This window comes from Pseudomonas sp. NPDC087690, from assembly GCF_044743175.1.
Lineage (GTDB): Bacteria > Pseudomonadota > Gammaproteobacteria > Pseudomonadales > Pseudomonadaceae > Aquipseudomonas.
Genome location: NZ_JBIUVX010000001.1, coordinates 220,356 through 245,227, shown reverse-complemented (window position 1 = coordinate 245,227; position 24,872 = coordinate 220,356). Strand labels below are relative to the sequence as shown.

Here is a 24,872-nt window from a genome sequence, read left to right as displayed (position 1 = left end):
TCAACAATCACTGAGATCATCCCAATAAGGAGGCGCGCCGATCGCTTTGATGAAGTAGTCCCACACCACACGGACCTTCTGAGACCGCAGGCGATTCTCAGGGGAAAGCAGATGGATCTGGCTAGGCGTTTGCTCCACCGATCCCTGCCAATCAGGTAACAGCCGAATGAGCTGCTGGTTTATGAAGCTCTCGCGACTAAAGAGCCAGGACGGAAAAAACACGATCCCCCTGCCCGCCAGCGCGGCCTCCACCAACACCTGCCCATTGTTACTTCTAAGCGGACCATGGACGTCGATAATCTCGGGTTTGTCGCTGCCAGGCTTTCTGAAATACCAGCGCTGCGCCCCGCCGGTTCCCTTGTAGACCAGGCAGGCGTGATTCTGCAGATCCGCCGGCGACACGGGTTGGCCATGCTTTGCTATGTATCCCGCACTGGCGCACAGAACATAGTGTTGATCGCAGATTTTCCGGCCGATCAAGCCAGAGTCGCCCAGGTGCCCGACCCGAAAGATGAGGTCGGCGCCCTCCTGAACCGGGTCGATAAAGGCGTCGGTGACCGTCAACTCGACCGTCAGCTCGGGATACTTGTCATACAGACCGTTCAACAGTTTGACGATGTGCAGACTGCCGAACGCGACTGGCGCGTTGATCCGTACAAGTCCACGAACCTCGCCACCCTTGCCGGCTATTTCCTCATCGGCGGCATCGAGCAATTCCAGCACTTCGCGGATCTGCAGGTAATAGCGCTCGCCTGCATCTGTCAGTTTCACTGCGCGGGTGTTTCGATAAAGAAGCTGCTGACCCACCTCTCGCTCAAGCGCCGCGATGAAGCGCGAAACGGAAGACGCCGGCACTTGGAAGTGACGAGCCGTCGCCGAGAAACTGCCAGTCACGGCGACCATGGCGAAGTACCGGTGCGCTTTGAGGTGCATAAGGTTTCCGATCATCAAGAACAGTTGGTTTGCACTAAAACAGAACTTCGCCTGCTTGTCCTCTCGCAACATCCTTGCAGGCCTGTTTGCACCCGACATGAAAAAGCAGCCGTCCCGAATATCGGTGACGGCTGCCAGTGCTTCAGCGGCTACTTAGCCTTTATAGGGCGGGTAATCGACATAACCCTCGGCCCCGCCGCCGTAGAAGGTTTCGCGTTTGGCTTCGGTCAGAGGCCAGTTGTGCTGCAGCCGCGCCACCAGATCAGGGTTGCTGATGTAAGCGGTGCCAAATGCGGCGAGGTCGATGATGCCGTCATTGATCAGATCGTCCGCACGCTGGCGCGACATGCCGCCCGCCAGAATCAGCGCTGTGGCCGGCAATTTCGACTTGATGGTCGACAGCAACTCAAGGAAAGTTGCCTTCGGCCCGCCGCCACCACCCTCAGTACCTGGAGCAGGAAAACCGGACTGATCCATCACATGAACATACGCCAATTGCCGCGCACCAATCTCCGCAGCCAGCGTGGTGTAGGTTTCATCGATTTGCTCGTACAGCGGCATATCGAACAGCTGACCATACGGCGAAATACGGATACCGACCCGACCCGCGCCAATCCGCGCGACTACAGCATCGATCACTTCCAGTGTGAAGCGCAGACGATTTTCCAGTCGATCGGCCGAGTACTGATCGGTTCGATCATTGACCAGCGGATTCATGAACTGCTCGAACAGATAGCCATTGGCACCGTGAATTTCCACGCCATCAAAACCCGCCTCGATTGCGTTTTGCGCAGCCTGGGCGAATTCACCGACGATGCGCGAAACCTCAGCCGTTTCCAGTTGACGGGGCGCCGGCGGCTCGACCAGTGCCGGCTTGCCGTCAGCGTCGTAACCGAATGCTGTCGCGCCGACAGCTTGCTTCGACGTGGCGCTCACCGGCAGTTTCCCACCCTCCTGGATCGACGGATGCGAGACGCGGCCGACGTGCCATATCTGCGCAAACATCTTGCCGCCCACGGCATGCACCGAGTCGGTGGTCAGACGCCATCCAGCAATCTGCTCGGCAGTGAAGATCCCGGGATTGAACAGATAGCCCTGCCCCTCACGGGAAATCGGCGTGCCTTCGCTGACGATCAAGCCTGCGGTAGCGCGTTGCGCGTAATACAGCGCCACGCGTTCATCGGCAGCATCATTGGGTGCACGCGATCGGGTCAGCGGCGCCATGACGATGCGGTTTTTGAGCGTGGTGTCGCCCAGGCGAAGTGCTTCGAAGAGTTTCGACATCAGAATTTTCCAAGGTTGATCAACTGAGACGACGACCAGCGCAGTGACAGGCTAACGATGTGGACTGTCCGAACTGGCGCCAAAGGCCTGATGAGTTGCAGCAATGGATTGATGCTAACTTCTGATATAGACGGCAACAATCCGCCGGAATCGCAAATGACTATTGCTTTTTTAGCAATGAGATTTAGGCGGAGCCTGCTGATACTCCCGAGGCGTACAACCCAACTCCCGCCGAAACACCGTGTGCAGATACTGCGCAGATTTAAACCCACAACTGCGCGCAACGTCGGCAATCACCGAATCGGTACTCGTCAGGCCCTTGGTCGCCGCCGCCAATTTGAAACGCAAAATCTCGTCATGCACGCTACACCCTCGCTCAGCACGAAAATGCGCTTCAAGTGACGAACGCGACACACCGACATAAGCCGCGACCTGTGCTGTTTTAATGCCTTGGCAAGCATATTGGCGAATAAACAGTAGCGCTTGCATGACGTAGGGATTGCCCAATGGCTGGTGCAAACTCGAGACCTGCACGTTGACCGCATCCGGAGGAATCAGGATCTGTGTGCCGTTAGATGGCATGCCGTGCAGCATCTGGTGAAGCAATTGCGCAGCGGTACGACCCATGGTTTCCGTGCCCTGGATGACCGAACTCAGCGGCACGCGGGTCAGGCTGCGAGTCAGCGGGTCGTTGTCGATGCCGATCAATGCCACCTGCTCCGGCACGGCAATGCCGGCGGTCAGGCAGGCTTGCAGCAATTGGCGCGCGCGGGCGTCGCTGACGGCGATGATGCCGATCGGCTTGGGCAGGCTTTGCAGCCAGGCGATCAGTTGTTCGACGGCGCTGTCCCAGAGCGGTGCGCTGGTGCCCATGCCGCGATAGATTTCGCCGTGCAGGCCGTCGCGTTTCATCAGTTTGCGAAAGGCTTTTTCGCGCTCCTGCGCCCAACGATTCGCCTGCGCTTCCGGCAGGCTGAAGCAGGCAAAACGTTGCAGTCCAGCCTCGATCAAGTGCGTGTAAGCGAGGGTCATCAGCGCGTTGTTATCGGTGGCGACGTAGGGAATCGCTTTCGGGTAGGCGCGTTTATCCTCGTACGAGCCCCCTACCGCGACCACCGGCATCTGGATATCGGCCAGCGCCTCACCAATAAGCGGATCGTCGAAGTCGGCAATGATCCCGTCACCCTGCCAGCGCTCGATGCCTTTCAGACGACAGAGAAAATCCTCCTCCAGGAACAGATCCCAGGAAGCACGGGTGCTGCTCAGGTAGTTGCCGATGCCGCTGATGATCCCACGGTCGTAGATCTTGCTGCCGTTGAACAACAGGGCGATGCGGTGAACAGGCGGGACTGTTTTCATTGTTTTTATGCTTGTTCCGGGCCTCTGGTCACGGAGGCGATTGGCACAGACTAGGCGCGTGGCCGACGAAGCTCAATACGCAAAATCGCACTCGGTGTTGATGTTTTTCATAATCAGCGGGCACAGGGCCGTTGCTAGTATCGAGACACCGCCAAGAACAACAAGGACAAGGTCCATGCAGTATTTCCCCGATGTCGATGCGATTCGCTACGAAGGCCCGGACAGCGATTCCCCCCTCTCCTTTCGTCACTACGACGCCGACAAACTCATCCTCGGCAAACCCATGCGCGAACACCTGCGCATGGCTGCCTGTTACTGGCACACGTTCGTCTGGCCGGGTTCCGATGTGTTCGGCGCGGGGACGTTCAAACGGCCTTGGCAACATGCCGGCGAACCGATGGAATTGGCGATCGGCAAAGCGGCAGCCGCCTTCGAATTCTTCTCCAAATTGGGTATCGACTATTACTGCTTCCATGACACCGATGTCGCCCCGGAAGGCAGTTCGCTGAAGGAGTACCGCAACCACTTCGCACAAATGGTTGATCACCTGGAGCAACATCAGGAAGCCAGCGGCATCAAGCTGCTGTGGGGCACCGCTAATTGCTTCAGCAACCCGCGTTTCGCTGCCGGCGCCGCGAGCAACCCGGACCCGGAAGTGTTCGCCTGCGCCGCAGCGCAGGTGTTCAGCGCCATGAACGCAACCCAGCGCCTGAAAGGCGCCAACTATGTGTTGTGGGGCGGTCGCGAAGGCTATGAAACCCTGCTCAACACGGACTTGAAACGAGAGCGCGAACAACTCAGCCGCTTTATGCGCATGGTGGTCGAACACAAGTACAAGATCGGTTTCACCGGCGACCTGCTGATCGAGCCGAAACCACAGGAGCCGACCAAGCACCAATACGATTACGACAGCGCCACCGTGTTCGGCTTTCTTCAGCAGTTCGGGCTGGAGCACGAAATCAAGGTCAACATCGAGGCCAACCACGCGACTCTCGCCGGGCATAGCTTCCATCACGAGATCGCGACAGCCGTCTCGCTGGGGATTTTCGGCAGTATCGACGCCAACCGGGGTGATCCGCAAAACGGCTGGGACACCGATCAGTTCCCCAACAGCGTCGAAGAAATGACCCTGGCCACCTATGAAATCCTCAAGGCTGGCGGCTTCAAGAATGGCGGCTTCAACTTCGACTCCAAGGTGCGCCGGCAAAGCCTCGATCAGATCGATCTGTTCTATGGCCACGTCGGCGCGATGGACGTGCTCGCCCTGTCTTTGGAGCGCGCAGCAGCCATGGTGCAGAACGACGAACTGCAACGGCTCAAGGATCAACGCTACGCCGGTTGGCAGCAGCCGTTCGGGCAAGCGGTGATGGCCGGTGACTTCAACCTTGAGTCGTTGGCCGAGCACGCGTTCACCAACGAGATGAACCCGCAAGCCGTCAGCGGCCGCCAGGAAATGCTCGAGAACATCGTCAACCGCTTTATCTATCGCTGATCACACAGGGAGTCTGCGGGCGCATTCTCGCGGTGACATTTCTACGACAAATCTGTGCCTGCGGCGCCTGCGGATTCTCTACAGTTTTACCAGCCCGATACTCATCGTCAGGCCGTGTCTTTCCAACAACAATAAAAGGACGCCCCACTATGAAGAACGTAAAACGCACGCTATTGGCCACTGCCCTGGCGCTGTTGTCACTGCCGGTGATGGCTGACGCTGCCCACCCGAAAATCGGTTTCTCCATTGATGACCTGCGCCTGGAACGCTGGTCGCGTGACCGTGACTACTTCGTTGCGGCGGCAGAAAAAATGGACGCCAAGGTCTTCGTGCAGTCGGCGGATGCCAACGAGCAAAAACAGATTTCCCAGATCGAAAACCTGATTTCCCGGGGCGTCGATGTCATCGTCATCGTGCCGTTCAACGCCACGGTGCTGACCAACGCGGTGGCCGAAGCGAAGAAAGCCGGGATCAAAGTCGTCTCCTACGATCGACTGATTCTCAACGCTGATGTCGACGCCTACATTTCCTTCGATAACGAAAAAGTCGGCGAGATGCAGGCCAGCGGCGTGCTGAATGCCGCGCCCAAGGGCAATTACTTCCTGCTCGGTGGTGCGCCCACCGACAACAACGCCAAGATCCTGCGTGAAGGCCAGATGAAAGTGCTGCAACCAGCCATCGACAAGGGCGATATCAAGATCGTCGGCCAACAGTGGGTGAAGGAATGGAACCCGACCGAAGCGCTGAGCATTGTTGAAAACGCCCTGACCCGCAACGACAACAAAATCGACGGCATCGTCGCCTCGAACGACGCCACGGCCGGTGGCGCGATCCAGGCACTGGCGGCGCAGCAGTTGGCCGGCAAGGTGCCGATTTCCGGGCAGGACGCTGACCTTGCTGCAGTCAAGCGCGTGATCGCCGGCACGCAAACCATGACCGTGTACAAACCGCTGAAACTCATCGCCAGCGAAGCAGCCAAGCTCTCGGTGCAACTGGCGCGCAACGAAAAACCTGCCTTCAGCTCGCAGTACGACAACGGCAGCAAAAAAGTCGACACCATCCTGCTCACGCCAACCCCGCTGACCAAGGACAACATCGACCTGCTCGAACAGGACGGCTTCTACACCAAGGCGCAAATTGCCGGGAAGTGATCTCCGGTAATGCGAAAAACCCTTGTGGGAGCGAGCCTGCTCGCGAATGCGGTGGTTCAGTCAACGAAGCATTGTCTGAACTGACGCTTTCGCGAGCAGGCTCGCTCCCACACAGGTTCAGTGGTGTGTGAGTCTTTGATATGCGAGCCCTGTCCATGTCCGACTATCTGCTGCAAATGAACGGTATCGTCAAAACCTTCGGCGGTGTCAAAGCACTCAACGGCATCGACATCAAGGTCCGACCCGGCGAGTGCGTTGGCCTGTGCGGCGAGAATGGCGCCGGCAAATCCACGCTGATGAAGATCCTCTCGGCGGTCTATCCCCACGGCACGTGGGACGGTGAAATCCTCTGGGACGGGCAACCGCTGAAGGCGCAATCGATCAGCGAAACGGAAGCCGCCGGTATCGTCATCATTCACCAGGAACTGACGCTGGTGCCCGACCTGTCGGTGGCCGAAAACATTTTCATGGGCCACGAACTGACGCTGCCCGGCGGGCGCATGAATTACCCGGCGATGATCCACCGCGCCGAAGCGCTGATGCGAGAATTGAAAGTCCCGGACATGAACGTTTCGCTGCCGGTTTCGCAGTACGGCGGCGGCTATCAGCAACTGGTGGAAATCGCCAAGGCTCTGAACAAAAAGGCCCGCCTGCTGATCCTCGACGAGCCCTCCTCGGCCTTGAGCCGTTCGGAAATCGAAGTGTTGCTGGACATCATCCGCGACCTCAAAGCCAAGGGCGTAGCCTGCGTCTACATCTCGCACAAGCTCGATGAAGTGGCCGCCGTGTGCGACACCATTTCGGTGATCCGCGACGGCAAACACATCGCCACCACCGCCATGGCCGACATGGATATTACGCAAATCATCACGCAGATGGTCGGGCGGGAAATGAGCAACCTCTACCCCGGCGAGCCACACGACATTGGCGAAGTGATTTTCGAGGCCCGCCACATCACCTGCTACGACGTCGACAACCCCACGCGCAAACGGGTCGACGACATTTCCTTCGTGCTCAAGCGCGGCGAAATCCTCGGCATTGCCGGGCTGGTCGGTGCCGGCCGCACCGAACTGGTGACCGCACTGTTCGGCGCTTACCCCGGCCGCTATGAGGGCGAAGTCTGGCTCGACGGGCAAGCCATCGACACGCGCACGCCGCTCAAGTCTATCCGCGCCGGCCTGTGCCTGGTGCCGGAGGACCGCAAGCGCCAAGGCATCATTCCCGACCTGGGCGTCGGCCAGAACATCACCCTCGCCGTGCTGGACAGTTACTCAAAACTGACCCGCATCGACGCCGAAGCCGAACTGGGCAGCATCGATAGGGAAATCTCACGCCTGCACCTCAAGACGGCGAGTTCGTTCCTGCCGATCACCAGTCTGTCGGGTGGCAATCAACAAAAAGCCGTACTGGCGAAGATGCTGCTGGCCAAACCCCGAGTGCTGATTCTCGATGAGCCGACCCGAGGCGTGGACGTCGGCGCCAAATACGAAATCTACAAGTTGATGGGCGCGCTGGCCGCAGCAGGTGTGTCGATCATCATGGTCTCGTCGGAGCTGGCCGAAGTGCTGGGTGTTTCCGACCGCGTGCTGGTGATTGGCGAAGGTCAGTTGCGCGGCGACTTCATCAACCATGAACTCACCCAGGAACAGGTGCTCGCCGCCGCCCTCAGCCAGCCTGGCAGCCATAACAATAATGATCGGAAATCCGCGTAAATGAATCAGGTCAAACAACTGTTCACCCGCTACAAAATGCTCGCGCTGGTGTTTGCCGTGGTGCTGATCTGGCTGTTCTTCAGCTGGCAGACCGAGGGCGGATTCCTCACCCCGCGCAACCTGTCCAATCTGCTGCGGCAAATGTCGATTACCGGCATTCTCGCCTGCGGCATGGTGCTGGTGATCATCAGCGGCGAGATCGATTTGTCAGTCGGTTCATTGCTCGGCCTGCTCGGCGGCCTCGCGGCCATTCTCGATGTGGTCTATCACATCCCGCTGTTGGCCAACCTCAGTCTGGTCGCCCTGTGCGGGCTGATGATCGGCCTCGCCAACGGCTACATGACGGCTTACCTGCGCATCCCCTCGTTCATTGTCGGCCTGGGCGGCATGCTGGCTTTTCGCGGGATTTTGCTGGGGATTACCGGCGGCACCACCATCGCGCCGGTATCGCCGGAGCTGGTTTACATTGGCCAGGGTTACCTGCCCCACGCGATCGGCACCGGTCTGGGTATTTTGTTGTTCGCACTGACCGTGTTCCTCACCTGGAAACAACGACGCAATCGCGCCCTGCACGGCCTCGCGGCGCATTCGTTGGTGCGTGACGTCATCCGTGTATTGGTGATCGGCGCCGTGCTCGCCGGCTTCGTCCAGACGCTGAACAGCTACGACGGCATTCCGGTGCCGGTCTTGTTGCTGCTGGTTTTGCTGGGTGTGTTCAGCTACGTGACCAGTCAGACCGTGTTCGGTCGGCGCGTCTATGCGGTGGGCAGCAATATGGAAGCGACGCGCCTGTCCGGGATCAATGTGCAGGCGGTGAAGCTGTGGATTTTCGGGATCATGGGCGTGATGTGCGCCCTCGCCGGCGTGGTCAACACCGCGCGCCTGGCCGCCGGTTCGCCTTCGGCCGGGAGCATGGGCGAACTCGATGCCATCGCCGCCTGCTTCATCGGCGGCACCTCGATGCGCGGCGGCTCCGGCACGGTGTACGGCGCCCTCCTCGGCGCGCTGGTCATTACCAGTCTGGACAACGGCATGTCCATGCTCGATGTCGACAGCTACTGGCAGATGATCGTCAAGGGCAGCATTCTGGTGTTGGCGGTTTGGGTGGATGTGAGTACGCGGACCGGGCGCCGTTGAGCCGCAGGGATCACGCGGCGGGCGTGGTCACGGCAGCCGGACTGAGAATTTCCATCAGGAAATCGATAAACACATTGATCCGGCTGGACCCACGGTGATTGGGTAAATACAAGGCGTTGATGCAGGTGCTGGCACTGCCGGGATTGACCTCGTACTGCTCAAGCAATCGGGTCAACCGGCCGGCTGCCACGTCGTCGCGCACCAGCCAGTCAGCCAGCAGTGTCACCCCGCCGCCGCCGATGGCGGCTTCGCGCAGGATGTCGGCGTTGTTGCTTTGCAGGCGCCCGTGAACGTTGAGCTGAATGGGCGCGTCTTCATTCTGAAAGGTCCAGTGCTGGTGGGTGCCGCCGTAATCGAAACGCAGGCATTGGTGCTCCAGCAAATCCCGTGGATGACAGAGCGCCGCGCTACGTGCCAGATACGCCGGACTGGCCACCACCCAGCGTTCAAACTGCCCCACGCGTTTGCTGACGATGTCTTCACTGACCACCGACGATCCGAGCCGCACCGAAACATCGATCTGCTCGCTGAGCAGGTCGCTGACCTGATCGCTCAGCGACAGACTGATCTCCAGCCCCGGATGCCGTTCAAGCAAACGGCTCAGGTGCGGTGCAATCAGACGCCGCCCGAACTCCACCGGCACGCTGATGCGCAGACGGCCCTGCGCTTCGGCGCCACGATCGGCGACGACCGCATCGGCTTCGTCGATCGCGTCGAGAATCGCCACGGCTTTTTCGAAATAGGTCTGGCCGGCAACGGTCACGCTGGTGTTGCGCGTGGTGCGATTGAGCAGGCTCGCGCCCAACTCGTGTTCCAGCCCGGCCACTTGCCGTGTCACTGACGACGTTGATATCCCGAGTTTGCGCGCTGCCGAGGAATAGCCCCCGCAGCGCACGGTTTCCACAAACATCTTCAGTGCCAGCAACTTGTCCATAAGCGGGGTCCGGTCGAAAGGGAACGCGGATGATTGTGCATCACTGTTCCCCCGACGTCTTGTACCGTCGTGCTTGAACACAATTGCCGGCTGTTCAGACATCGGCCTTGCGACTCAGGAACAAGCCGAGCGCCAGCGCTGGCAGCAGCGCCACCGCGACGGCGGAAAGGCTCCAGCCGAAATGCTCGTACAGCGGACTGGCGACCAGCGACCCCACCGCGCCGCCGACGAAAATGCTGGTCATGTACACGGCGTTCAGACGCGCACGGCTGTGGGGATCGAGGGCGTACACTTCACGCTGGCCGAGCACCATGTTCAATTGCACGGCGAAATCCAGCAGCACCGCGCACACCACCAGCCAGACATAGCCGCTGCCCGGAAGCGCGGCGATCAACAGCGAAACCGGCGCCAGCAGCAATGCGACCAGCGTGCCGCGACGACCATGCCCGGCATCGGCCAGACGCCCGGCAATCGGCGCCGCAATCGCACCCACCGCACCGACCAGCGCGAAGATCGCCACGTGGGCCTGAGTGAAGCCGTGGTGACGCATCAGCTCAATCGGTGCGAGGGTCCAGAACAGGCTGAAACTGGCAAACAGCAGGCCTTGATACAGCGAGCGCTGACGCAACAGCGGATAGCGCCGGGCCAAGGCAAACACCGAACCGATCAGCGCAGCATAGGTGGCTTTATGCGAAGGCAGCCGACGCGGCAGTGCCACAGCGGTAATCAGAGCGATGACGGCCATCAGGGCTGATGCGCTGTAAAACACCCCGCGCCAGCCGAACACTTCAACCAACAGGCTCGACAGTGGCCGCGATAACAGAATGCCTAGCAACAAACCGCTCATGATATTGCCGACAACGCGGCCACGGCTGGCCTCGGGCGCCAGGTGTGCCGACAGCGGCACGAGGATCTGCACCGCCACCGACGTCAAACCGATGAGCAAAGACAACAGCAGGAACATCGACGGCGAATGAGTCAGGCCGGCGCACAACAGCGTGACGCTCGCCGCCAGGGTGAACCCGACCACCAGACGGCGGTTTTCCATCAGGTCGGCCAGCGGCACCAGCAGCAACAGGCCCAGCGCGTAACCAAACTGCGTCAGCGAAACGATCAGGCTGGCATTCGCGCTGGACAGGCCGATCTGCGGCGCAATCAGTTCGACGATTGGCTGTGCGTAATAAAGATTGGCCACGACCGCGCCACAGCAGAATGCCAGGAACGCGACCATCAGGCCGGAAAGAGAAGTTGGCTGTTCGGCATTCGCCGCAACGGCCGGATTGCCCGTGAGCATGATGACACCTCATTGAGTTCAGGAAAGTGCTGCCAAGGCTACGGCCCTGTGGCGATCCACAGAATCCACACGGCGGGCAATGCACTGATGCGTCCTGCGCAACGGCGCAGGCGTTGCTTCTCGCGCAACGCGCTATTGCGTGCGCCGCTGATTCTCCCGCGCAGACGGTTTCTCTACGCTTTGGCCCTTGGCGCCGTCGTCCCCATCGGCGCCCTTCCCCGGCTGTTACAAGGAGCGTTGTCATGACCCGTATCCCATCCGTTCTGCCATTGCCTGCCGCGTTTTTCTCCGTCCCATGAACAGCTCATTTCTGAAGTCCAGAACGCTATGGATCAGCGTGGCCGTCGTCGCCGTGCTCGGCCTGATCGGCGCCATTTGGCTGATGTGGCGCCCGGCGATTGCGCCGATCGAGCGCCCGACGTTGTTCGATACTGCGCAGTTGCAACGCGGAGCGCGGGTGGTCGAGGCCGGTGATTGTGCGGTCTGCCATACCCGCCCCGGTGGCGAATATCTGGCCGGCGGGCTGCCGCTGGTAACGCCGTTCGGCACGTTGTACAGCACCAACATCACCCCGGACGTAGAAACCGGTATCGGCCAATGGTCACTGCCGGCCTTCGAGCGGGCGATGCGTCAGGGCGTTGCTCGCGATGGTCACTTGCTCTATCCGGCGTTCCCCTACGTGCACTACCGGCGCATGAGCGCAGCAGACATCGCCGACGCCTACGCCTACTTGATGAGCGGCCCCGCCGTGCACGCGCCGGCCGAGCAGAACCAGATGAACTTTCCGATGAACATTCGCCCGTTGGTGGCGTTCTGGAACCTGCTGTTCCTGCACGGTGAGCCACTGACGCCGCTGGCGGGGCGTAGCGAGGCGTGGAATCGAGGGCGTTATCTGGTCGACGGCCCGGGCCATTGCGCTGGCTGCCATTCGCCGCTGAACCTGATCGGCGCGGAAAAATCCTCGGAATACTTGCAGGGCGGCAGCGTCGATGGCTGGCAAGCGCCCGCGTTGGTCGGTATGGGCCAACGCAGCAACCCGTGGCGTCGTGAGCAACTGGTGAGCTATCTGCGCGCCGAAATCGTTGATGGCCACGGCACACCCGCCGGGCCGATGCGTCCGGTCAGCTTGAGTCTGGCGCGCCTGCCCGCCAGTGAAGCCGAGGCGATTGCCGAATATGTGCTCAGTCTGGAAAACCCGCCTTCGGTGACAGAGACGCCACCGAAGACGCCTGCCAATGAACCGGCAGACCACTCGACCGGCGCCCTGCTCTTCAGCAGCGCCTGCGCCGGTTGCCATGGTGCGGCGGCGCCAATGCGCACCATCGGTGGTCGCCCGGGCCTGCAAAACACCTCGGCGTTGCAAGCGGCCAGTTCGCGCAACTTTCTCAAAACCGTGCTCGAAGGGTTGCCCGCCACAGCCGGGTCGCCCGGCCCGGTGATGCCTGCGTTCGCCGCCAGCCTGGACAACGCGCAACTCGGTGCACTGGCCGCGTATCTGCGTCAGCAAGCCAGCCCTGATCAGCCGTGGGCCGACCTCTCTTCCACTATTGAAGCGTTACGTCAGGAGACGAAATGAGCCAGATCACCCTCAACGTCAACGGAGCCGCGCAACCGCTTGAGCTGGAGCCGGACATGCCATTGCTGTATGCGCTGCGCAATCACTTGAACCTCAACGGCGCCAAATACGGCTGCGGTCTCGGTCAATGCGGCGCCTGCACGGTGATCGTCGATGATCGACCAGTGTTCGCCTGCCTGACGCCCTGCGCCGGCCTCGAAGGCAAAAAAATCCGCACCGTGGAAAGCCTCGGCAGCGCGGAAAAACCCGGCCCTCTGCAAGCTGCGTTCATCGAGAAACAGGCTGCGCAATGCGGCTACTGCATTGCCGGCATGCTGATGCGCGCGCAGGCGTTGCTTGAGCGTAATCGCCACCCTGATGACGCGACCATTCGCGAGCACATGGCCGGCAACCTGTGCCGCTGCGGTACGCACTTGCGGATCATCGAGGCGATCAAACAGGTGGCCGGGCACAACGGGAGCCTGACATGAGCGAGTCGAACGGTTTGAACCCGAGCCGACGCGCCTTCCTGCGCGGCGGCGCGTTGCTGATGGCGTTTACCTTGATGCCGGTGGCGCGGCGTGTGTTGGCGGATACGGAAGTCGATACGCTCGGCACCGTGGTCCTCGCGCCTGACCTGCCCGGAAGCCTGCGCACCAACCCGTTTCTCGACGCCTGGATCCGCATCGGCGCTGACGGCATCACCGTCTACACCGGCAAGGTCGAGTTGGGTACCGGGGTGAAAACCGCGTTGCTGCAAATCGCCGCCGAGCGTTTGCAGGTACCGGCATCCGCGATCAACCTGCTCACCGCCGACACCGCGCTGACACCCAACGAAGGCTACACCGCCGGCAGCCACAGCATTTTCGACAGCGGTACCGCGTTGTATAACGCCGCCGCGCAGGTGCGTGAAATGCTCGTCGATGCCGCCGCGCGCCGTTGGCAGGTTGATGCTGCACTGCTCAGCACTCACAACGGTGTGATCGAAGGCCCGGCCGCTCAGCGGATGAGTTACGCCGACGCGGTCAAGCATGTCGATGTGCACCAATACGCCAAGGCTCAATCACCGGCGATGGCCGCCGCTGACTTCAAACTGATCGGCCATTCGTTGCCGCGCCTCGACATCCCGGCGAAGGTCAGCGGCGGCGCGGCGTTCGTCCAGGACATGCGCCTGCCGGGCATGCTGCATGCGCGGGTGATCCGCCCGCCGCGTCCGGGCTGCACGCTACAAGCATTCGATGCGGAGTCCATCGAGGCGTTGGCTGGCGTGGTCAAGGTGATCCGCGACGGCAACTATCTGGCGGTGGCCGCCGGTGATGAGTGGCAAGCGATCAAAGCCATGCGCAGGGCCAGCGAGGTGACGCAATGGAGCGAGGGCGAAGCGATTCCAGAGGCGGCCGAGATTCATGGTCTGCTCAAACGCCTGCCCTCACGGCGCTATCCGATCAGCAACAGCGGCACGCCGAGCGGCGCGGCCGAAACGCGTTTTCAGGCGCGGGTCACCAAGCAGTATTTGATGCACGGCTCGATCGGCCCGTCTTGCGCGGTGGCCTGGTTCAAGGACGGCAATCTCACGGTCTGGACCCACACCCAAGGTGTTTATCCGCTGCGCGCCGGCATTGCCGAAATGCTCGGTCTGCCACCTGAGCGGGTGCGCTGTATTCATACCGAAGGCTCAGGTTGCTATGGGCATAACGGTGCCGATGATGCCGCGGCCGATGCTGCATTGATTGCTCTGCGTGTGCCCGGTACGCCGGTGCGCGTGCAATGGATGCGCGAACAGGAAAATCTTTGGGAGCCGTATAGCTCGGCGATGGTCACCGAAGTCGACGCGGGCCTCAGCCAGGGTCGGCTGCAGGACTGGGCCTACGAACTCTGGACCACACCGCACAACGAACGCATCGTCAACGCCGGGCGTCTGCTGCCGGCACGCTTGCTTGCGCGGCCCTTCACCTCAGCGCCCTCCGTGCCGATCGCCCAGCCCGAAGGCGATGGTGACCGCAACGCGGTGCCGCTGTACGACCTCAACTCGACGCGCATCAACATGACCTTTGTCACCGAAATGCCTTTTCGCACCTCGGCCATGCGTTCGCTGGGAGCGCACATCAACATCTTCGCCATCGAGGCGAGTATCGACGAACTGGCGATCAGGGCCGGCATCGACGCGGTCGCGTTGCGTCTGGCCCACCTCAGCGACCCGCGTGCTCGCGCGGTGGTAGAACGTGTGCGTGATGAGATCGCTTGGCCGCAAAAAAGCAGCGAGCCCGGTGCCGGTATCGGTTTCGCCTTCGCCCGCTACAAAAACATCATGGGTTACTGCGCCATCGCGGTGAAGCTGCGGGTGCATCCGCAGACCGGCGAGATTCGCATCGATCACGTGGTGACGGCGGTGGATGTCGGCCAGATCGTCAGCCCCGACGGCCTGCGCAATCAGGTCGAGGGCGGCATCATGCAGTCCGCGAGTTGGACCCTGTACGAAAAAGTCGCCTACGACGCGGGGGGCATTCGCAGCTACGACTGGAGCGGTTATCCGATTCTGCGCTTCACGCAACTGCCGAAAAAAGTCGATGTGCATTTGCTCGACCAACCGGGAGAACCGTTCCTCGGTGCCGCTGAAATTGTCCAGGGGCCGATGGCCGCCGCCCTTGGTAACGCCGTCGCCAACGCCACCGGCCGGCGCTGGCTGAACCTGCCACTCACACGCTCAAACCAGCCCGCCTGAGCCACGCCCGTGTTCATCGCTGATGAGCACGGGTGCCGTTGCGCCCTGCGCAAAACAGCGTAGCGCCGGCCACCGATTATCAGCCCCGCTGAGCGCGGTTAAGTTAGCGGCACTGGCTCGCGGCGCCGCTGCCGCGCTTGAATTCCCCTTATTGAAATCTGGAGCTACCCATGACCCGTCGTCTGTTCCAACCCCTCGCACTCGGTCCTTACACCCTCGCCCATCGCGTGGCCATGGCGCCGTTAACGCGCTCACGCGCCGGCCAACCAGGCGATGTGCCAACGCCGATGAACGCCGAGTACTACCGCCAACGGGCCAGTGCTGCGCTGATCATCACCGAGGCCACGCAAATCTCCCGGCAGGCTCAGGGTTACGCCTGGACGCCGGGCATCTACAGCCCTGAGCAGGTGCGGGCGTGGCGTGACGTCAGCGCGGCGGTGCATGAGGCTGGCGGGTTGATCTTCATGCAGCTGTGGCACGTTGGCCGGGTGTCCCACCCCAGTTTCCAACCTGATGCCGGCCTGCCGGTTGCACCCAGCGCGCTGCCGGTGCCGGGCAAGACGTTTATCGTCGACGACAACGGTAACGGCGTCTGGGGTGATGTGCCGGTGCCACGCGCGCTGGAAACCGCGGAAATCGCCGGTATCGTCGAAGACTACCGCTTGGCCGCGCGCAACGCGCTGCAGGCGGGCATGGACGGTGTAGAGATTCATGCCGGTAACGGTTACCTGCTCGATCAGTTTCTTAACAGCAACAGCAACCAGCGTGACGATGCCTATGGCGGCAGCGTGGAGAATCGCGCGCGGTTTCTGCTGGAAGTGGTCGCGGCCGTGGCTGAAGAAGTTGGCGCCGAGCGGGTCGGCGTACGCCTGACGCCGATGGGCCGTTTCATGGGCATGGGCGATGACACCCCGGAAGCCACCTTCGGCCACTTGGTCGAGGCGCTCAACCAATGGAACCTGGCCTATCTACACCTGGTCGAGCCAGCGATGGTCGGCACAGTCAAAGATGAAAATTTCGACCCGCGCTGGGACGCGATCATTGCCCAGTTGCGCAAAACCTGGAACGGCGTGCTGATCCTGGCGGGCGGCTACGATGCGCAATCTGCCGAACAGGCGCTGATTGCCGATCGTGCCGACATCATCGCGTTTGGCCGCCCATTCCTGGCCAACCCTGATTTGCCGCGTCGACTGCACGATGGCCTGACACTCAACACGCCGGACCCTGGCAGCTTTTTCGGCGGGGATCAGCGTGGCTACATCGATTATCCATTTCATGCCTGAGCAGAAGCAGACGACCCGCCTCTCATGAATGTGTAAATCCCTGGAAGCAGGGGCCGATGGGCCCCAGCTCTATCAAGTCATACGATCTCCACACTCAATCAAAGGCGCGAAAAATCCAGCATAAAGCCGAACATATGCGTAGCTGTGCGCTTTCAGGTCTATTGCCCGACGTCGCCGAATGCGATAAAACGGGCTGGTTGTACGACAACCTAATAAAAACCAAGTCGTTCGAACGGCTAACAATCCTGAGATCTGCCATGCCTCGCCCTACCGCTACGCAAACCGTACCGCCGCCCTACCCCCGTTATCTGGCGGTGATCATTCTGTTGTGCATGGGCTGTGCGTTTGCCGGCAATCATGTGGCGGCGCGAGTCGCATTTGATGATGGTGCGGGTGTGCTGCTGGCGATTTTGATGCGGTCCGGCGGGACCTTGCTGGTGCTCGCGATTCTGGTGCTGTGGCAACGACAAAGCCCGCGCTTGCCGGCGGGTGCCTGGCGCTGGCAACTGTTGCTGGGGTTGCTGATCACTGCGCAGAGTCTGTGCCTTTACTCTGCTGTCGCACGGGTGCCGGTGGCGCTGGCCCTGCTGGTGGCAAACGTATTCCCTATTCTGCTGGCATTGCTCACTTGGGCGCTGGGTGGCCAGCGACCGAGCGCACGCACTGCGACGTTAATGGGCTTGATTCTACTGGGCCTGGTGTTTGTGCTGGACGTGCCCGGGCGTCTTTCGACCACGACAGAGGTCAGTGCGCAATGGCTGACGGGCGTCGCGCTCGCGTTCTGCGCCGCCAGCGTGTTCGCCTGCGCGCTGTGGATCACCGACCACAAACTGTCTCAGGTACGCGGCTCGGTGCGCAGTCTGCTGACCATTTTCATCGTGTTCAGCAGCGTCAACCTGGCAGGGCTGACGGGCGCCCTTCCCGGCGGATTGAACCTGCCCGCCACCTCGACCGGATGGCTGGCCCTCGCCACCTTGGTGGTGCTGTACGGCACCGGTTTTATCGTCCTGTTCATTTCCGTGCCTCGCCTCGACATGCCGCGCAATGCGCCGGTCATGAACATCGAGCCATTGGCAACGCTGCTGATGGGCTGGATCGTGCTGGACCAAATGCTCAGCAACGGACAGATTCTCGGTGGGGTGATCGTGGTCACCGGCATCGTTTTGCTGACGTACCGTAAGTCGGTCGTCAAGGCTGAGGTCAAAGCCGGGGTGTGAAGGTTTCCGCCGGCGGTTATTCACTGTTCTTCAACAGGCAGAAAACCGCTGAGGCTGAATGTCCTACCCCGCTCTGTCCTGCGCCAGCCAGCGTCCATAAAGCGTTGGAAACTGTTCGCCAATCCACTCGACGAACGCTTCAACCTGCGGGGCCAGGTGCGTACGGCTGGGGTACAACACTGAGACGGGGCGTGGATGCGGACGAAAGTTGCGCAGCACCTCAACCAATGATCCGTTTGCCAGAAAACGATCCAAAGCGATGCCAGGTGCCTGGAGAATGCCGAAGCCCGCAACGCCACATTCGACATAGGCATTGGACTCGTTGACGGTGATCCCTTGGCGGCAGATGTGTGATTGCTCGCGGCCGCCCTCCACGAATTGCCAGGCCAGCGGGCGCTGGTTCTGCCCCGAAAGAAAGGTAACGCCGCGGTGCATGCCGAGATCTTCCAGGGTTTCAGGCTCACCGTACTCTTCCAGGTATCGCGGCGCCGCACAGGTGACCATGGTGGCCATGCCAATGCGCCGGGCGATGAGACTTGAACTGGGTAGCTCGCCGATGCGCAACGCGCAGTCCACACCCTCGGCGACCAGATCGACCGTTCTGTCTGTCACCCCCAGGGCCAGTTCGATTGAGGGATAGCGAGTGGAAAATGCTCGTAAGCTCTCGATCAGCCCTGGCTGCGAAAAAGCAGTGGGGATATCGACGCGTAATCGACCACGCAAGATTGAATCCGGCGTCGAGAACATCGCGGTGACATCGGAAATCTCCCCGAGAATGGTTTTGACGCGCGCGTAGAATTGCTCGCCCTCGGAAGTCAGTCTCACTGTCCGGGTGGTGCGCTGAAACAGGCGGACGCCGATCGAGGTTTCAAGTTCCTGAATGGCACGAGTCACCTGCGGCCGGCCGATCTGCATCGCATCGGCTACCCGGGTAAAACTGCTGAGCTCGGCCAATCGGGCAAACACCTGCAAGGACTGAAGCAGCTCCATAACGTCCTCTGACGATTATTTTGTTGCCGCCACCCTATCAGGTATTTGCGCAATTGTTGCTTTAGGAATTAACAATCCTGTGCTGTGCCGGGCATTTATCGATACGCCCTACCCGGGAACAATGTCCTCGAACTCACCCACTGGAGACAACTTCCATGAAAGCCTGGCTTCTGCATGATTTCGGCCTCGACCACCTCGCACTCAGCGACACCCCTACGCCTGAACCCAAGGCCGGCGAGCTACTGGTCAAGATCGGCGCGGTTTCGCTCAACTTCCGCGACAAGGCCATCGTTGATGGTTTTTATGAACCCCATCTGGTGCCCAAGCCGCTGATTCCGGTCAGCGACGCGGCAGGCACGGTCATCGCTGTGGGTGAAGGCGTCAGCCGATTCAAGGTGGGCGACCGCGTCAACTCGCACCTGTACTCACGCTGGATTGACGGTGAGCCGGGGCCGGACGAGCCTGCCTACTGCTTCGGCATGCCGCTGCCGGGTGGCCTGGCCGAATACATGATCATTCACGAGCAAAGTGCAGTTCGTGCGCCGGACAACATGTCCGACGAAGAGGCCTCGACCCTGCCGATCGCAGCGCTGACGGCGTGGTACTCGCTAGTGGATTACGGCCAGATCCAGCCGGGCCAGACCGTCCTGGTGCAAGGCACCGGCGGCGTATCGATCTTCGCTGTGCAATTGGCAACAGCCCTTGGCGCCAAGGTTATTGTGACGTCCAGCAGCGAGACCAATCTTGAGCGAGTGAAACAGCTTGGCGCAGTGGCCGGCGTTAACTATCGGACCTTCCCGCGCTGGGAAGAGGAAGTGTTGAAGCTCACCGACGGCAAAGGCGTTGACCTGCTGCTGGATGTCGCAGGAGGTGAAGGGCTGAACCAGTCCATCCTGGCCACCAAGGCTGCCGGGAAAATCGCCCAAATCGGCTTTCTGACCGGACAAACGACCACGTTGAGTCTGATGCCGCTGATCTTCCGCCAGACCACAATCCGCGGTATCGCGGTGGCTCCTCGCTCATCGTTCGATCGCATGAACGAATTCCTGAACAAACACGCAATACGCCCAGTGATCGATCAAACCTATGCCTTCGACGAGGCGCACAAGGCGTTCGAGCATTTGGCCCGTGGCGCCTTCGGTAAAGTGGTGATCAAGGTTTCATAACTGACGGGCAGTCAGCGACATGCCGAAAATCTCGGTGACGGTGTTCACCGCCACCGAGTACAGGTACCCGCCAATGCGCCCGAAACGCCAGATCTTCAACAGATTGACCCTGTCTTCGCGAATCGGACGCTCGCGACTCCTCACGTCCGGATGATCGACATCTCATCAAGACTCTTGCTTTTCGCCCGCTTGTGCACGGCGATGGACATGACCTGGATAACCTCAATGGTAATCGTCTCCAGCGACTGCGCGCAGGTAGGCGACGTCTGCTTCTCTGCGCAGGTCGCGCCACTCATCCCAGCTCAGCAGGCCCAAACGATCCATTTCATCCGACTTGCGCACCAGTTCGTCGTGATAGGCGTCTGGGCAATCCATGCGCAGTTCAAGGTTTTCCAGTGCACGTTGCCAGGCAGCCAAAGCGAGTAATCTGGTTTCTTGTGCGAATGTCAGTTGGTTCTTGAACGCGTTCATTTCGCCCACCCCGAATATTTCCCGGTTGAGCCAGCGGTTTCGAGTTAGGTTCAAAATGTCTGACGAAAAGCGGATGACTGAAAGCTTTCTGCTGATGTGGTCACCAACAATTCCAGTTCATGGATTGGTTAACGGTATGGGGCAATCGCCCCGCCACTCAATCCAGTGGTCGGGGCGATCCGGCTTCTTGCGGCGAAGTTGCTGTCAGGATGCGTCAATCCAGATGGTTTTGATTTCGGTGTATTGGTCGTGCGCCCAGATCGACTTGTCGCGCCCGCCGAACCCCGATTCCTTGTAGCCGCCGAATGGCGTAGAGGCGTCGCCTTCGCCAAAGCAGTTCACCGTGACAATCCCGGCACGGATCCCGCGCGAGAGTTTCAGCGCATGGCGCAGGTTGCCGGTGTAAGCCGATGCCGCCAGGCCGTAGGCCGTGTCGTTGGCCAGTTCAATGGCTTCGTCGACGGTCTGGAACGTGGTGACGCTCAGCACCGGGCCGAAGATCTCTTCCTGGAACAGACGGCTATCGCGGCTCACGCCATCAACGATGGTCGGTTCGACGAAGATGTCTTTGGCGGTCTTGCCGCCCACCAACACGCTGAGGTTCTCGTCGCGGGCAACGTCAAGGTAAGAACGGACTTTCTCGAAATGCGCTTTGCTGATCATCGAACCCAAGCGGTTCTCAGGATCGAGTGGGTCGCCCATTTTCCAATCGCCCAGATGCACCTGCACACGCTGCAACAGTTCATCCTTGATGTCGGCGTGCACGATCAGCCGCGACGAGGCCGAGCAGTTTTCACCCATGTTCCAGAACGCGCCGTTTACTACATGCTGAGCGACGACATCGATGTCTTCGACATCATTCATCACCACGGCCGGGTTCTTGCCGCCACATTCCAGCACGATACGTTTGAGGTTCGATTCGCTGGAGTATTTGAGAAACAGCCGCCCGGTGTCGGTTGAACCGGTGAAGCTGACCATGGCCACGTCAGGATGACGCCCCAACGGCTCGCCCGCCTCCTTCCCTCCCCCGGGCACGACGTTGAAGACACCGGCGGGAATCCCCGCCTGATGCGCCAGTTCGGCGACGCGCAAAGTGCTCAAGGTGGTTTCCTTGGCCGGTTTGACCACGATCGAGCAACCTGCTGCCAGCGACGGGCCGATTTTCCAGGCGAGCATCAGCAGCGGGAAGTTCCACGGCAGCACCAAGCCGACAACCCCGATCGGCTCGCGCACCACCATGGTCACTGCACCCGAGCCGACGGGCGCCGTAGCGTCGTAGATCTTGTCGATCAGCTCAGCGTGCCAGCGCAACGTATGAATCGTTTCCGGCACGTCGATGTTCTGACATTCACGAATCGGCTTGCCACTGTCCAGGCTTTCGAGCACCGCCAGTTCGTGGGCGTTGTCCTCCAGCAACTGAGCAAAGCGCAGCAATACCGATTTGCGTGCCGACGGCGCCAGTGAATGCCAGCGTGCGTCGGCGAAGGCCTCCTTGGCCGCCGCTACCGCTGCATCGACATCGTCGGCATTGCACGCGGCAATCTCAGTCAGCACCTGATCGGTAGCCGGGTTGGTTGTGGTGAATGTCTTGCCCGATCTGGCGGCGCAGAACTGCCCATTGATGAACGCTTGATTGCGAAACTCGAGTTTCGCAGTCAGTTCGAGGTATTGCTCTTTGCTCAGCAGGTCTGCCATTTCAAGCCTCCTCGACGATACGCGCGACGTTGTTCTGCAGGGTTTTGATCACGCCTTCCAGCGTTTGCTTCTCGGAAGGCTCCAGCGCTTGCAGTGGCGCACGGACCCCGCCGGCACGCAGGCCGCTAAGTTCGCTGCCATGTTTGATCGATTGCACGAACTTGCCGCTCTCGAGGAAATCCATCAACGGCAGCATCGCCGACATGATCCGCCGGCCCTTATCGAAGTTCTTCTCCAGGACACAGGCTTCGTAGAGCGCAATGTGTTCACGCGGGATGAAGTTCGAGCCGGCGCACACCCAACTGCGCGCGCCCCAGGCGAAGAACTCCAAAGCCTGATCATCCCAGCCACAAGACAACTGGATCGACGGATGGGCATGAGCCAGACGGTGCAGGCGACTCATCTCGCCCGAACTTTCCTTGATGGCGGCGATGTTCTTGCAGCCGGCAATCGCTTGGAAAAACTCGTCGCCCATCGCCACGCCCATCCGCGACGGATAGTTGTACAACATGATCGGCAGCCCGGCGGCCTTGTCCACGGCGAGCACGTGAGCGGCAATTTCCTTCTGCGTCGGCAAGGCATACGGTGGTGAACCGACCAAAATGGCGTCCGCTTCGAGGGACTTGGCTTTTTCGGCGAAGTACACCGAGTCTTCGGTACGAATGCCGCCAGTGCCGATGACCAGCGGCAAGCGCCCACGAATTACATCCTTGGCACGCTCGGCCACGGCCACGCGCTCCTCGGCGGTGTGCGCGTAATACTCGCCGGTGGAGCCGCCGATAACGATGCCGTGAACCTTGGATTCGATCAGGTATTCGAGCACCTCGGAGAACGCCGAATAGTCGATCTGGTCATCAGCGGACAACGGGGTAATGGCAGGGGTAAAAATTCCGTCAAAGTTCATAGCGTTTTCTCCAGTGGTTCAATGTTCAATCCGTGCGCCCGACGGCATGCCGGGCAGACCGTGGTTATTGGCGGCGCAAGCCTTCAGGACGGCAGCAAAGCGACGAGGCTTCAGCGACTAGTCAACGCAGACTCAGCTTTCTCTCCCGGCGCGGTACTGCCCCCACTTGAGGTTCATGTTCACCCCCAGCGAAAGAAACGGTTCTGGCGGGTTGCTGTTGGGCCCTGGCGCCTGCAACAGGAAATCAATCAGTGGGTCGCGCTGCCCCGCCAGCCAGTCCGCGAGCAACTTGCCGGTGACGGTTCCGCGCGTGACGCCCAGACCGTTGCATCCGAGCGCGCCATAAACATTGGGCGCCAGTTCACCGAAAAAGCCGTTGTGGTTGCGGGACATGGCCAAGGCGCCGCCCCAGGTGTAGTCGAACGTCACGTCCGGCAACATCGGGAAACGCTGATCGAATGACGCCTTGTGCCGGCGCACGAAACGTTCGTTGTATTTGCTGTTGCTGCGACCATCCGGGTTGAAGGTGAAACTGTTGCGGATCAGCAGGCGGTTATCCGGGGTGCGGCGCACCGTGGTGCCGAACGGATCCGCCGGAATGGCGCCCCAGAACGGTTTACCGCCAAGGCGCGCCTGTTCCTCTTCAGTCAGCGGCCGCGTGATGCTGGCGTAGGTGTAGATCGGCAACATGCGCCCTTGCAGGAAACCGAAACGCATGCCGAACGAGTTGTTCGCCAGAATCAGCTTGTCGGCAGTGATGCTGCCGTGAGCGTGCTTGAGGACAGTCTTGGCGCCGTACTCCACTTCCAGAATCGGCGTGCGCTCATACAGCGTGACGTTCGATGGCAGATTGTCGGCGAGGCCTTTCACCAGCCCGGACGGTTGCAGTAGCACCGCCCCCGGGGTGAACAATGCCTTGCGGTAAAAGCGCGTGCCCAAGTGTTCGGGCAACTCATCGGCATCAATCATTTGAAAAGGCTGATCGAGTTTTTCCAGGCCCCGGCGATAGGCATCGAGGACGGCAATACCGCGGGTCTCTACCGCCGCCTGATATTTGCCGCAAGCTCTCATCTGGCATTCGATACGGTATTGATCGACCAGCTCGCGAAGTATCGATTGGCCGGCCAGATTGAGTTTCAAACTGGTGCGTGCAAGCGCGATGTCACCGATGTAATCCTCAGCGCCAATATCATGGGGAAGATCAATGGCAAAACCGGCATTACGCCCCGACGGGCCCAGTCCGACTTCCTGCGCTTCGATGAGCAGCACTTCGTCGTCGGGAAAATTCAACGCCAGTTGCCGCGCGCACGCCAGACCCGTGAAGCCGGCACCGATGATCACCCAGCGGGCTGAACGGTGCCCGCGGTGAGCCGGCTCGGGACTGCGTGGCTTGCTCAAGTGAAACCAGCCACAACTATCATCATCGGCGGGTAATGAACTGACTTTCATAGTGTTGAACCGTTAATCGTTGAAGTTGCAAAACGCACGCGGCACAAAGCAAACGCACGCAGTGGCGTTGATCCGGAAACTTGCAAAACTGGCACTTGCGCAAACAGTGACGATTAACTGTTTG

The 24,872-nt window shown here is 60.5% G+C and carries 20 protein-coding genes; 10 read left to right on the top strand and 10 right to left on the bottom strand.

Annotation, left to right across the window (positions count from 1 at the left end):
* From ACIPIZ_RS01030 to ACIPIZ_RS01020, 3 genes are all read right to left on the bottom strand, one after another.
* Positions 1–1,005: a LysR substrate-binding domain-containing protein gene (locus ACIPIZ_RS01030; RefSeq protein ID WP_401163395.1), complete on the bottom strand. Its 1,005-nt coding sequence runs from the start codon at positions 1,003–1,005 to the stop codon at positions 1–3.
* Between the two features lie 81 nt (positions 1,006–1,086).
* Positions 1,087–2,217 carry an alkene reductase gene (locus ACIPIZ_RS01025; RefSeq protein ID WP_401163393.1) on the bottom strand — a complete coding sequence of 377 codons (1,131 nt, stop codon included), beginning with the start codon at positions 2,215–2,217 and terminating at the stop codon, positions 1,087–1,089.
* Between the two features lie 171 nt (positions 2,218–2,388).
* The gene (locus ACIPIZ_RS01020) at positions 2,389–3,576 is read right to left on the bottom strand and encodes a XylR family transcriptional regulator (protein WP_105706474.1); all 1,188 of its coding nucleotides are present in this window, start codon (positions 3,574–3,576) and stop codon (positions 2,389–2,391) included.
* A gap of 175 nt (positions 3,577–3,751) precedes the next feature.
* Between ACIPIZ_RS01020 and xylA the strand changes: the two genes are divergently transcribed.
* The 4 genes from xylA to ACIPIZ_RS01000 all read left to right on the top strand — a co-directional run bounded on the left by xylA (position 3,752) and on the right by ACIPIZ_RS01000 (position 9,068).
* A complete protein-coding gene (xylA, locus tag ACIPIZ_RS01015; RefSeq protein WP_401163392.1) occupies positions 3,752–5,068 on the top strand; it encodes a xylose isomerase in 1,317 nt (438 codons plus the stop codon).
* A 149-nt stretch (positions 5,069–5,217) separates the two neighbouring features.
* Entirely contained in the window at positions 5,218–6,219 is a 1,002-nt protein-coding gene (gene xylF, locus ACIPIZ_RS01010; RefSeq protein ID WP_064118124.1) for a D-xylose ABC transporter substrate-binding protein, read from the top strand.
* 155 nt (positions 6,220–6,374) lie between these two features.
* On the top strand, positions 6,375–7,931 hold the full coding sequence (gene xylG / locus ACIPIZ_RS01005) for a D-xylose ABC transporter ATP-binding protein (protein WP_401163390.1): 1,557 nt from the start codon (positions 6,375–6,377) through the stop codon (positions 7,929–7,931).
* The gene (locus tag ACIPIZ_RS01000; RefSeq protein WP_016986081.1) at positions 7,932–9,068 is read left to right on the top strand and encodes a sugar ABC transporter permease; all 1,137 of its coding nucleotides are present in this window, start codon (positions 7,932–7,934) and stop codon (positions 9,066–9,068) included.
* A 10-nt stretch (positions 9,069–9,078) separates the two neighbouring features.
* On the opposite strand, the gene ACIPIZ_RS00995 is transcribed toward ACIPIZ_RS01000, so the two are convergent.
* Together ACIPIZ_RS00995 and ACIPIZ_RS00990 are read right to left on the bottom strand one after the other, a co-directional pair.
* On the bottom strand, positions 9,079–10,002 hold the full coding sequence (locus ACIPIZ_RS00995) for a LysR family transcriptional regulator (protein WP_064390039.1): 924 nt from the start codon (positions 10,000–10,002) through the stop codon (positions 9,079–9,081).
* 94 nt (positions 10,003–10,096) lie between these two features.
* Positions 10,097–11,296 (bottom strand): MFS transporter, encoded by a 1,200-nt coding sequence (locus ACIPIZ_RS00990; protein WP_401163387.1) that lies wholly within the window; start codon positions 11,294–11,296, stop codon positions 10,097–10,099.
* A 337-nt stretch (positions 11,297–11,633) separates the two neighbouring features.
* Between ACIPIZ_RS00990 and ACIPIZ_RS00985 the strand changes: the two genes are divergently transcribed.
* From ACIPIZ_RS00985 to ACIPIZ_RS00965, 5 genes are all read left to right on the top strand, one after another.
* Entirely contained in the window at positions 11,634–12,872 is a 1,239-nt protein-coding gene (locus ACIPIZ_RS00985; RefSeq protein ID WP_401163385.1) for a c-type cytochrome, read from the top strand.
* Positions 12,869–13,342 carry a (2Fe-2S)-binding protein gene (locus tag ACIPIZ_RS00980; RefSeq protein ID WP_064390037.1) on the top strand — a complete coding sequence of 158 codons (474 nt, stop codon included), beginning with the start codon at positions 12,869–12,871 and terminating at the stop codon, positions 13,340–13,342. Before ACIPIZ_RS00985 ends, ACIPIZ_RS00980 begins: the two co-directional genes overlap by 4 nt.
* The gene (locus ACIPIZ_RS00975; RefSeq protein WP_401163382.1) at positions 13,339–15,573 is read left to right on the top strand and encodes a molybdopterin cofactor-binding domain-containing protein; all 2,235 of its coding nucleotides are present in this window, start codon (positions 13,339–13,341) and stop codon (positions 15,571–15,573) included. Before ACIPIZ_RS00980 ends, ACIPIZ_RS00975 begins: the two co-directional genes overlap by 4 nt.
* 170 nt (positions 15,574–15,743) lie before the next feature.
* The gene (locus tag ACIPIZ_RS00970) at positions 15,744–16,856 is read left to right on the top strand and encodes an alkene reductase (protein ID WP_064390035.1); all 1,113 of its coding nucleotides are present in this window, start codon (positions 15,744–15,746) and stop codon (positions 16,854–16,856) included.
* Between the two features lie 257 nt (positions 16,857–17,113).
* Complete coding sequence (locus tag ACIPIZ_RS00965; RefSeq protein WP_401163380.1) at positions 17,114–18,073, top strand: EamA family transporter; 960 nt, start codon at positions 17,114–17,116, stop codon at positions 18,071–18,073.
* Positions 18,074–18,136: 63 nt separating this feature from the next.
* Here the strand turns inward: ACIPIZ_RS00965 and ACIPIZ_RS00960 are convergent, their stop codons facing one another.
* Entirely contained in the window at positions 18,137–19,063 is a 927-nt protein-coding gene (locus tag ACIPIZ_RS00960; RefSeq protein WP_401163377.1) for a LysR family transcriptional regulator, read from the bottom strand.
* Between the two features lie 155 nt (positions 19,064–19,218).
* Between ACIPIZ_RS00960 and ACIPIZ_RS00955 the strand changes: the two genes are divergently transcribed.
* The gene (locus ACIPIZ_RS00955; protein ID WP_401163376.1) at positions 19,219–20,229 is read left to right on the top strand and encodes an NAD(P)-dependent alcohol dehydrogenase; all 1,011 of its coding nucleotides are present in this window, start codon (positions 19,219–19,221) and stop codon (positions 20,227–20,229) included.
* A gap of 222 nt (positions 20,230–20,451) precedes the next feature.
* Here the strand turns inward: ACIPIZ_RS00955 and ACIPIZ_RS00950 are convergent, their stop codons facing one another.
* The 4 genes from ACIPIZ_RS00950 to ACIPIZ_RS00935 form a co-directional block, all read right to left on the bottom strand.
* Positions 20,452–20,700, bottom strand: coding sequence for a hypothetical protein (locus ACIPIZ_RS00950; RefSeq protein WP_401163373.1), 249 nt, complete (start codon positions 20,698–20,700; stop codon positions 20,452–20,454).
* 204 nt (positions 20,701–20,904) lie between these two features.
* A complete protein-coding gene (locus tag ACIPIZ_RS00945) occupies positions 20,905–22,395 on the bottom strand; it encodes an aldehyde dehydrogenase (RefSeq protein WP_401163371.1) in 1,491 nt (496 codons plus the stop codon).
* Between the two features lies 1 nt (position 22,396).
* Positions 22,397–23,299, bottom strand: a complete 903-nt coding sequence (locus ACIPIZ_RS00940; RefSeq protein WP_401163368.1) for a dihydrodipicolinate synthase family protein — start codon at positions 23,297–23,299, stop codon at positions 22,397–22,399.
* A gap of 132 nt (positions 23,300–23,431) precedes the next feature.
* A complete protein-coding gene (locus ACIPIZ_RS00935) occupies positions 23,432–24,748 on the bottom strand; it encodes an NAD(P)/FAD-dependent oxidoreductase (protein WP_401163367.1) in 1,317 nt (438 codons plus the stop codon).
* Between the last annotated feature and the right edge of the window lie 124 nt (positions 24,749–24,872).